Source organism: Micromonospora sp. NPDC049900 (genome assembly GCF_044461025.1).
In the GTDB taxonomy this organism is placed as follows: Bacteria; Actinomycetota; Actinomycetes; order Mycobacteriales; family Micromonosporaceae; genus Micromonospora.
Map to the genome: position 1 here is coordinate 19,124 of NZ_JBITKM010000029.1, position 10,010 is coordinate 29,133.

General features: G+C 69.3%; 12 protein-coding genes. All 12 read left to right on the forward strand.

Annotated elements, in window-relative coordinates; genetic code table 11:
- Positions 1–446 precede the first annotated feature (446 nt).
- The 12 genes from ACIBMZ_RS30005 (at position 447) to ACIBMZ_RS30060 (ending at position 8,785) form a co-directional block, all read left to right on the forward strand.
- Complete coding sequence (locus ACIBMZ_RS30005) at positions 447–722, forward strand: hypothetical protein (RefSeq protein ID WP_396699606.1); 276 nt, start codon at positions 447–449, stop codon at positions 720–722.
- The gene (locus tag ACIBMZ_RS30010) at positions 719–955 is read left to right on the forward strand and encodes a hypothetical protein (RefSeq protein WP_396699608.1); all 237 of its coding nucleotides are present in this window, start codon (positions 719–721) and stop codon (positions 953–955) included. The genes ACIBMZ_RS30005 and ACIBMZ_RS30010 overlap by 4 nt, the downstream gene beginning before the upstream one ends.
- A complete protein-coding gene (locus tag ACIBMZ_RS30015) occupies positions 952–1,701 on the forward strand; it encodes a GPP34 family phosphoprotein (RefSeq protein WP_396699610.1) in 750 nt (249 codons plus the stop codon). The genes ACIBMZ_RS30010 and ACIBMZ_RS30015 overlap by 4 nt, the downstream gene beginning before the upstream one ends.
- A gap of 43 nt (positions 1,702–1,744) precedes the next feature.
- Positions 1,745–3,238: an APC family permease gene (locus ACIBMZ_RS30020; protein ID WP_396699612.1), complete on the forward strand. Its 1,494-nt coding sequence runs from the start codon at positions 1,745–1,747 to the stop codon at positions 3,236–3,238.
- A gap of 13 nt (positions 3,239–3,251) precedes the next feature.
- Positions 3,252–3,911: a GNAT family N-acetyltransferase gene (locus ACIBMZ_RS30025; protein WP_396699614.1), complete on the forward strand. Its 660-nt coding sequence runs from the start codon at positions 3,252–3,254 to the stop codon at positions 3,909–3,911.
- Positions 3,912–3,922: 11 nt separating this feature from the next.
- The gene (locus ACIBMZ_RS30030; RefSeq protein ID WP_396699616.1) at positions 3,923–4,531 is read left to right on the forward strand and encodes a hypothetical protein; all 609 of its coding nucleotides are present in this window, start codon (positions 3,923–3,925) and stop codon (positions 4,529–4,531) included.
- 86 nt (positions 4,532–4,617) lie between these two features.
- Complete coding sequence (locus ACIBMZ_RS30035) at positions 4,618–5,493, forward strand: hypothetical protein (protein ID WP_396699618.1); 876 nt, start codon at positions 4,618–4,620, stop codon at positions 5,491–5,493.
- A 101-nt stretch (positions 5,494–5,594) separates the two neighbouring features.
- Positions 5,595–5,792, forward strand: coding sequence for a hypothetical protein (locus ACIBMZ_RS30040; protein WP_396699620.1), 198 nt, complete (start codon positions 5,595–5,597; stop codon positions 5,790–5,792).
- 81 nt (positions 5,793–5,873) lie between these two features.
- Complete coding sequence (locus tag ACIBMZ_RS30045) at positions 5,874–6,881, forward strand: lysostaphin resistance A-like protein (protein ID WP_396699622.1); 1,008 nt, start codon at positions 5,874–5,876, stop codon at positions 6,879–6,881.
- On the forward strand, positions 6,868–7,179 hold the full coding sequence (locus ACIBMZ_RS30050) for an endonuclease/exonuclease/phosphatase family protein (RefSeq protein ID WP_396699624.1): 312 nt from the start codon (positions 6,868–6,870) through the stop codon (positions 7,177–7,179). Before ACIBMZ_RS30045 ends, ACIBMZ_RS30050 begins: the two co-directional genes overlap by 14 nt.
- A gap of 12 nt (positions 7,180–7,191) precedes the next feature.
- Positions 7,192–7,851 (forward strand): hypothetical protein, encoded by a 660-nt coding sequence (locus ACIBMZ_RS30055; RefSeq protein WP_396699626.1) that lies wholly within the window; start codon positions 7,192–7,194, stop codon positions 7,849–7,851.
- A gap of 37 nt (positions 7,852–7,888) precedes the next feature.
- Entirely contained in the window at positions 7,889–8,785 is an 897-nt protein-coding gene (locus ACIBMZ_RS30060; protein ID WP_396699628.1) for a helix-turn-helix domain-containing protein, read from the forward strand.
- Positions 8,786–10,010: the final 1,225 nt, after the last annotated feature.

Here is a 10,010-nt window from a genome sequence, read left to right on the forward strand (position 1 = left end):
GTGCCGCGAGGTGCGCCCGACTCTACATGCCCTGCGTCGCCGCCTGCCCAGAAGCAAGCGGTGCGGGACGAACCCCGTCCGCGAGTCGGGTGCAGGGTCGCCCTACTTCCCCGTTCGGGGCGGCACCTGCGCCCCATTGGTCGGGGTACGCGGTCGGCGCCGGGGAGGGCCCGGCCGCGCATCTCACATAGAAAGGTGATGGCAGTGCGCGTCAAGTGGTTCGTCCCCGCTGGCGGCGAGCACCCGTATAGGCCCTTCGGCATCGACTGCGGGGGTGCAGCCAGGCGCTATGCCGGCTGCGGTGGATCGACTCCTCACGACCCGAGCGACGACACGGCACTGCCGCCTGGCGCCCATGCTCGGAGCCGGCCGGGCGGAGCGAACTCCAGTCGCCCTGTCCTGGACTACGACCGTCATCGACGTCGAGGGCGTGGAAGGGCACGGCCGTGAACCGCGGCCCGCAGCCCGTCCCCGACATCACCCCTGGCACCCTGCTGCAGCTCGAAGCAAACGACTGGTCGTACGGCCGCGACCTGACCCCTGGGACGTCCGTGGCCGTCACCGTTGCAGGCGTCCGCGACCTGCCGAACCGCAGCGACGAGTGGGTCTGGGTGCTCGGTCACCGGCCGGAGTGCGACTACCCGCACGTTGACCGGCATCCGCCGTGCATGGAGGTACGGGTCAACGTCGCCGCGCTCCACCGCCAGCTACCCGCTTCATGACCGGCACCGACGACACCGATCGCCCCGTCGATCGCTTCGAGTCGGCGCGGAACACCGCGCTCCAGCACCGCAACGGCGGTACCTGCTTCCACTGCCAGGACGGCCGGTGCGGGCAGCACGCCTGGGCGATCGAGGAACTCGGCCGCCATCCCGGCGGCCGGAAGCTTCTTCGGCAGCTCGGGCTTCTCACCTCCTCTGACAGCCCATCGACTCAGGAAGGCCAGCCGCGGTGAACACCACACCCTCCGGCGCATCCGACGAGTACCTCCCGCCGCCTGGCGTGTACGCCGAGCCGGTAGCGGCAAGTCGGCCGGTGCGTGCCGTCGGCAGCGCCGCAGCGCAGAACATCACGCACCTCGCTGACGAGTTCTTCTATCTGGCGCACGATGATCAGACCGGCCGGTCGCGTCTGTTCGAGTCCGCGACGGCGCACGGTCTGGCCGCCGCGCTGTTGGCCGAGTTGTACGGCGAGGGCCGGATCACGTTCGTGGGTCGGCATATTCGGGTGACCGACACGTTGCCGCCGAGGGACTGGCTGCGACACCTCGTGCTCGACCGGCTGGTCGCCGAGCCGCAGCACACGGCGACCCGGACCTGGTTGGCGTTCCTCGCCACCACCGCCTACGAGCAGGTGGCGACCCGGATGTGGCAGCGCGGGCTCCTCCACCAACACCAGGTCGGCCGGTTGTGGCGGCAGCGCACCGTCTACATCCCGGCGGACATGAACACGGCCGCCTGGTCGTGGGCCCGACTCTCCTACCAGGTCCGCAACTACCAGCAGCTCGACCTGTTCGATGTGGCCCTCGCGGGTATCGCATTGCACACCCAGCTCGATCCGATCCTGCTCGACGGCGCACCCCTCGCCGCCCGCACGTACCTGCGCCAGCAGGTCGAACAGGCCCTCCTGCCGCTGCGCGAGCTTCTTGCTGATCTCGGTGCCGTCGTCGGCGGTGCCGTGCTGAGCCACCGCACCACCTGAGTGCGGCCCACCCACACCCATCCCCTCCCCTGAGAGAGAACTGATGTCTCGCTCGAAACCTGACACCGTGTCCGCCGTCCTGGCCCGTGGCCGGCTCGGTATCCCCTCGGTGGTGTTCTTCGTCATCGCCGCCGCCGCGCCACTGACCGTCGTCGCGGGCGGCGCGACCACCGGGTACGCGGTCACCGGCGTCACCGGCATCCCCGTCGCCTACCTGCTGGTCGCGGCCGTGCTGGCGTTGTTCGCGGTCGGCTACGTGGCCATGTCCCGCCGCATCGTCAACGCGGGCGCCTTCTACACGTACGTAACCCGAGGACTCGGCCGCCCCGCCGGTGTCGGCGCCGCGATGATCGCGCTAGTCGCCTACAACGCGATGCAGATCGGCCTCTACGGCGGAGCCGGCGCGGTCACCGCCCAGTTCCTCAACGACCGGTACGGCTGGAACCTCACCTGGTGGATGTGCGCCCTCGCCGTGTGGGCCATCGTCGCGGTCCTCGGCGTGGCGCGGATCGACCTCAACGGCCGCGTCCTCGCCGTCGTCCTCATCGCCGAATGCGTCGTCGCCCTGACCTTCGACGCCATCATGGTCACCCATCCGGCCGACGGGACGGTCAGTTTCGACACCCTCGCCCCGTCGCACGTGTTCGCCGCCGGTATCGGTGCCGCGCTGGTTACCGCGATCACGGGTTTCGTGGGCTTCGAGGGCACGGTGGTGTTCTCGGAGGAGACGAAGGATCCGCGACGCACGATCGCCCGTGCCACCTACATCGCCGTAGCCGTCACCGGCCTGCTCTACGGGCTGTCCGCGTGGGCGATGTCGGTGGCCACCGGCCCGGACCGCATCGTGGAGGCGGCCCGCACCGACGGCACTGATCTCATCTTCAACCTGGTGTCCCCATACCTGGCCGACAGCGTCATCACCGTCGCCCGGGTCCTGTTCATCACCAGCCTGTTCGCGGCCCTGCTGTCGTTCCACCACACCGTGGCGCGGTATCTGTTCGCGCTCGGCCGGGAGCGGGTGCTGCCGGCGGTGTTCGGCCGCACCAGCCGCCGTACCGGGGCGCCGAAGGTCGGTTCGCTCGTGCAGAGTGGGCTCGCCTTCGCGGTGCTGGTCGGCTACGCGCTCGCGGGCGCGGATCCGATCGTGCATCTGTTCTTCTGGGTCACCGTGACCGGCGGGCTCGGGGTGCTGATCCTGATGACGGTCACCTCCGCCGCCGTGATCGGTTTCTTCGCCCGGATCACCCACACCGAAGGACCGTGGCGGTCTTTGATCGCGCCGGGAGCCGCGACCGTCGCGCTCGGCGGGATCCTCACCGTCACCCTGCGAGAGTTCGCCACCCTTCTCGGGGTCGAACCGGACTCGCCGCTGCGCTGGGCGTTCCCCGCCGCCTACGCCGCCGCCGCACTCCTCGGCATCGCCTGGGCGCTGACCCTGCGCGCCACCAACCCCGACGTGTACGCCGCAGTCGGCCTGGGCGCGGACAGCCAAACCGGACCTTTGCGCGCCCCCGACGTCGTCCGTCAATCCGTCTGACCAGGGAGTTGCCATGACCATCACCAACAACGATCTGCTCGTCCGCTCCGCCACCGAGGCCGACGCCGGGCCGCTGATCGCCGTCCTCGCCGAGGCGTTCCACGAAGGCCCCGTCGCCGACTGGCTCATCCCCGACCCGATCGACCGACACACCGTCTACTACCGCTACTTCACCGACGCCTTCCGTCACGGCCTCGAACACGGGCAGGTGTACACCACCTCCGGCCAGACCGCCGTCGCGATCTGGTACCCCCGCCTCGAACCCACCCCCACCGACACCCGTGAACGGCTGGAGGCGCTGGAGCGCATCGCGGGCGTGCACGCGCCGAAGTTCGTGCTGCTGGAGGAGATGTTCGACGCCTTCCACCCCGATGAACCACACCACTACCTCGCCTACCTCGCCGTCGACCCCACTCGCCAAAACCTCGGTATCGGCGCGGCGCTGCTCGCCGACCATCACCGTCGTCTCGACGGCCTCGGCCTGCCGGCCTATCTGGAAGCGAGCAACATGCGTAACCGGCGGCTATACCTCCGCCTCGGCTACACCGCCGGTCCCACGATCGTGCTACCCACCGACGGGCCGGTCATCTGGCGGATGTGGCGCGGCGCCCCTACCACCACCGGCGGCCGGACCTCGTTCCCGCGTACCAGGCCACGCCGGCGGTCGCTGTGACGGCTGCTCCCGTGATCGCGGCACCAATCCGACCTGCGCGGGCCGGCGACGTTGCCACCATCGCCGCGCTACTCACCGACGCCGTCGCGGCCGAGCCGGTCGCCGAATGGCTCGTTCCCGACCCGGTCGAGCGGCAGCACATCTTCCACGCTCTGCTCGCGATGGAAGTCGACCACGCCGTGGAGTGGGGACACGTCGATGTCACGCTCGACATGACGGCCGTCGCCGTGTGGCAGCAGCACCCGGTGGCGGGGGCCGCACCGCTGTCCGACTACCACCTGAGCACCTTCACCGGCCGCGCCCTACCCCGGTTCCAGCAGTTCCACGCTCTGGTCCGCCGGTACCGGTCCGGTGCCCCACACCACTGGCTCGCCTGGCTACACGTCCTCCCGGAAGCCCGCCGCCACGGCCTCGGTCGAGCGCTGCTCGCGCACCACCACCAGCGCGTCGACCATCTCGGCTATCCGATCGACACCGTCACCACCACGGGCATGGTCCGGGACTTCCTGACCAGGCAGGGCTACCACGCGGGCACACCGCTACGCCTGCACGGCGGGCCGCAGCTGTGGCCCCTGCGCCGCGCGGGCCGACCCATCTCGCTCGCCACGCTGGCGGGCTAAGCCACCGACACCCGGCACCCGAGGTTGCCTCAACGGCGCGGCAGCCCTCGGGCCGGACCAACCCACAGCAAGGAAACCGCACACCCATGGTTCGCTTGACCGCACCCGCCCGCCGCGTGGCCGCTGCTCTCGGCAGCGTCCTGCTTGCCGGCTGCCATGCCGTACCGGCCGTTCCCGCGAACGCGCCGCCCTCGTCGGCGCTCGGCGGCAAGCAGCCCGCCGCCACGGCGGCGACCGCGCCCGGCCTCACCCCGCAGCAACGCCTCACCACCATCGCCGCTGGCATCGGTCCGGTCCCTGCCGACAGCACCACCGACCTCTCCTACGAATACCTGCACCTCCAAACGTGGACCCGCACCAGCGGCGCGATCCGCCGCGAAGACCTACGACGCTGGCGGCGTCCCAACGGCTCCGGCAGCGACGTCACCCGCCACGCACCCGACGTGCGAGGCGTCGACCACCAGCCAACACCAGAGGAGCAGACCCTGTTCACGCAGGCCTCGCCCACCACGACCCGCTACCGGAGCGATCTGCGTCCGTACCTGCCCGCACCGTTGCCCACCGCCCCGGCCGCCCTGGCTGGGCTGCTGGCACCGCCGGAGCTGGCGGCCGAACCCGCTTACCCGAGACTGCTCACCTGGGGCGTCGTCGGCCTGGCCGCCAGCCAATACCTCGACCAGAACGAGCGTGCGACGGCCCTGCACGTCCTGGCGACGGTGCCCGGCATCGAATACCACGGGCAGACCACCGACCTCGCCGGGCGAGCCGGGCTCGGCTTCCGGGTGGTCGCCGACCGTTCGACCACCACGCTGGTCATCGATCCGGCCACGGGCGAGATGCTGGCCGCGCAGGAACACGTCGCCGCACCCCGGCCGGGCTTGTTCTCGTCCGTCCTCATCCTTCAGCGAGGCCACAGCGACGCAGACGGTGTACCGCCCGAGCCCGCCACGGCCCTCCGGTAGAGCCCGTCACCGTCGAGCACCCCGCTGACGATTACCTGCGGCGACCAGAGCTACCCGAAAGGCCACCCTGTTCCTTGCTCACCAACCTGCCGATCATCGGCATGACGATCCTGTTGCTGCACGTCACCGGCCAGCCCACCACCCTGCCCACCTCGGCCGACATCGGACACCGGGTCGCGGACACCCGACTTGACCGGGCACTGCCGTGCGTGCGCTGCGTCCTACGCCATCTCGTCATGACCATCGCGCCGTCCACGCCGGACACCACCGGCGTTCCACCGGGCCGTACCCGCTCCTGAACGCCCACGGCCACGTCCTGCTCGTCGGCCTGGTCCCCATCGGCCGCAGCCCGCTCATCGCACCCTGGAGATCCCGCACCCATGCCCTCGTCCATGCCGCCGGCCGGCATCCCCTACCACCGGCTCACACACCACATCTCCCGCCGTCGGGTACTCCTGACGCTGCTCGCGGTGCTGATCGGCACTCTGGTCGCCCCGGTACCCGTCGCCCTGATCATGGAGTGGCTGCCCCCGGACGGGCTACCCGTCCTGGGCGCCTCCTCCGAACTGGTCCTGTCGTTCGCCGCGATCGCCTGCATCCTCCCGACAACCCTGCTGATCGTCCGCTACGGCGAGCGACGCAAGATCGGCACGCTCAGCAGCGTCACCGGCCGGCTGCGCTGGTGGTGGCTGGCCCTGTGCCTGGCCATCGCCGGGGCCTGCATCATCCTCGCGCTCTGCCTCGGCACCCTCACCGCCGTCATCGCCGCTGCCGGCACCGACACCGGGCCTGCGGAACCACGCACCTCGACCTGGATCGGCATCGGCCCCTACCTCACCATCCTCCACGTCACCCTCGCCCTCCTCGTCGGCCAGGTCGCCGCCGAGGAATACGTCACCCGAGGCGTCATCCTCCAAGCCGTAGGCCGCTTCTTCCACTCACCGTGGCCCGCGATCAGCGTCCAGGCAGTGATCTTCGCCGCGCTGCACGGCATCGGCGGCGGCTGGTGGGGCACCCTCGGTGTGCTGACCGTCGGTGTCACGCTCGGCTGGCTCACCGTCCACACCGGCGGCCTCGAAGCCGCCCTCGGCTACCACCTCGCGCAAAACGGCCTCATCGCCGTCGTGGCCGTCGCCGCCGGAACCACCGACCCCACCACCAACGCCACCACGGCACCGTGGCCGATGGCAGTCGGCATGGCAGCCACCGTCACCACCTACGCGCTCGCCACCAGACTGGCAGCCCGCGCCCTCGGCATCACCCCACCCCGACACACCTCCCACAGCCCCCACCACCCGAGCGCCCCGCCCCCCATCGTCAGTGCTCCGGCGAACGCCATGGCCAGCACGAACAACACCGACGCGAGCCAGCGGCATGCCGATCACTGACATCCACGAGGTCACCCGAATGCGTTTCGTCACCTACAACATGCTCGACCTGACCCTGAACCCCAACAGCCTCAGTGAGGCCAGCCGGCAACGGCGGGTCATCGACACCATCCGCAGCCTCGACGCGGACGTCATCGCCGTCCAGGAACTCAAGAGCCCACCAGCCAGCGCCGCCCGCCTCGCCGCCGAACTCGCCGACCGCACCGGCCTGACCAGCACCGTCCCCACCAACGGGACCGCCCGCACAGTCCACGCCGTCGCCGTCGGCGACAACACCGTGCACACGGCGCTGCTCTAGCGACCCAGCCTCGTGCCGCTACCGCACACCTTCCGCACCTACAGTCCCGCCGTCCACCACGACGGCGGATGGCGCGGCATCGGCTACGGCTCCATGGTCCGGCTCGCCTTCCAGGTCGAGGGCCGTCCGATCACGTTCGCGTCCTACCACGCGCCCGCCTACGGCCGACACCGCCGCATCGACCAGGCCGAGGCTGTCCTGGCCGCCGTCACCCGCCCGCACGAGCTGGCCCTGATCGGCTCCGACTTCAACTCCATCGGCGCCGCCCGCACCAACGGCGCCGACTACGACCCCGACCCCTACACCGGCCGACCCTGGTGGCCCGACCTCGTCCACCAATGCCACGAACCCACCCACCCCCGCCAACGCCACCACGCCGACCGAAGGCCCGCACAGGTCTGGGAAGCCGGCGGGCTCCACGACGTAGCAGCCGCCTCCCGCAGCCCCTGGAAGGCCACCACCGGGCACTGGCCCACCTGCCCCTACAGCGCCCGAGGCATCGCCCGGCGCATCGACACCATCCACGGCACCAAGACGGTCCTGCCCGCGGTCAGGTCCCTCACGGTGATCGACACCCCTGTCACCCGCGCGGCCAGCGACCACCTACCCGTGACCGTCGACATCGACCCCCGCAAGCTACCCACCACCCCGAGCAACCCCGCACAGCCGTAACGACCAGCGCGCACAGGCACACAAGGAACTCGACAGCATGACGGACACACCCGACGGGCCAGGACCGGCCACCGTCCGCAGACGGCTATGGCGCCTCCTAGACCAGCTCCGACGCGAGCACGGACATACCCAGGAAGACATCCGCGCGGCGATGGAGTGGTCACAGAGCAAGGCTCAACGCATCGTCAACGGCACGTCGAGCATCTCGCCGAACGAACTTCGAGTTCTGCTCGGCTACTACCAGATCACGGACCCCGACCAGATACGGCACCTGCTCGACATGGCCCACACGGCCCGAAAGCGCCACTGGACCAGCGCCTACCACGAGGTAGCCACCGCCTCCTACCGAGACCTGCTCGGCTACGAGGACGACGCCCAACGCATCACCCAGTACCACCCCTACCTCGTGCCGAGCCTGCTCCAGACCGCCGACTACGCACGCCTCCTGATGAACACCCGCCCCTGCCACCGGGCCGACCCACAGGCCACCGACGCCCAGATCCAACTCCTGCGCGAACGGCAGGACCGCCTTCTCAACAGCCCACGGCAGCCCACGATCCGCATCGTCCTCGACGGACGCGCCCTCACCCCCACCCAGGACCGCGACATCATGCGCCGCCAGATCGAACGCATACACACCCTGCTTCCCCGCCTGGACCTCGCCGTCCTCGCCTACGACACCGCCACCAACGCCAGGCTGGTCGGCCCGTTCACGGCACACGAGTTCCACAACGACCTCGACCCCGACCTCGTGTACGTCGACACCCCACTTGGCGACGTGGCCCTCATCGAGGACCCCGAGATCGTCGCCGGCTATCAGGCCGCTGCGGACACCCTGTACGGCCGAGCTGCGCGTGGGGAAGCGGCCTGGCGACTTCTAGAGAAGTTCGCTGACGCGGATCTACCTGTTGCCGTCGCGGGGGGCAGCCGCTAGATCGGCGATCGAAGTGCCCATCCGTCAAGCCTTCCCAACGGCGACAGGACGCGCAGAGGCGCTGATCCGCAGCAGGTGCCCTACGGGTGAGTGGCCGCTCCCCATAGCACGAGAAGTCAAGATCAGGGCGATATCCACAAGCCGTCGCGTCATCCACAGGAAGCCGGCTGCGGCCTCCCTCGACGGGAAACGGCGCTCACACTGGACCGGTCGGCGAGGTCACCGGCCTGGCTGCTGGCCACGGCCACGCGCAGGTGGAGCAAGGCCCGGCCCGCAGGCCACCGACAACTCACCCCCCGCGTCGGGCGCCGGCACCGGCGCGGGGGCCTGTCTCACGGGAGGCCCCGCTTCAAGCTCTACTACCTCAGGTAGCGCTCACCGGGCTATCGACTGCCGCCCGTGACATTCGGTGACGACGACCAGCAACGTCCTAGATTTGAACCAGTTGAGCCAGACTCTTTGGGGGCCAGAATCGCCAGTCTGACCAACGAGGGTAGTGCGATCCGACCGCAACCGGCACGTGGCACGAAAGGCTGTCCCCATGAGACGCTGTCCATGCAGAAAACGCCGATCCAATACATCGGTTCGGGCAGTTACATCAACTCACCATGGGAGGCCCACTTGGCACTACCTAACGCTCCAACCGAGCCTCAGGAGCCCAACTCTAGGGACGGCGACGCCGAGGCGCTGATCAGCCTGAGCTTCGCATCCGCGCTGGTAGAGCTGCTCAACAACCTCACTGCGATCCCAACGGTCAGGGCTCCCACCCTGACGTGGCTGGGAGCCCTGACCGCAGCCGGAATCTTGATCGCGCTTTGGCGGAAGCACAACGATCGCTAGTTCCAGCCTACTTACAACTAGTTCCTCCTGAAGGGGTCGCTCTAATGAGCGGCCCCTTCGCTATTTGTACCATAAGCTCGCCAAAAACACCAGACGATAGTTCTTGCTTTCCGGCGTGACGCCGTACGTGCATCCCTCAACTTCTAAATCCCCCCGGATATCTGGCGACATTCCTTTGGCTGGGTTCTGCTTGTCGGGGGACGTTCGATATCGGATGGAAGCCAGGCATAGAAGCAAGTGCTCAGCAGAAACGGGGTGCCCTTGAGTCAGTCGCTGTGGACACGTCTCCGGGAGCGGCCGTGGTCCTGCGGTATGGGTGGCGGGTGGTAGAGGGTGGTCGTTCGCCGGGATGGCTGCCGGGCTCTCGTCACCGTCATCGTCACCC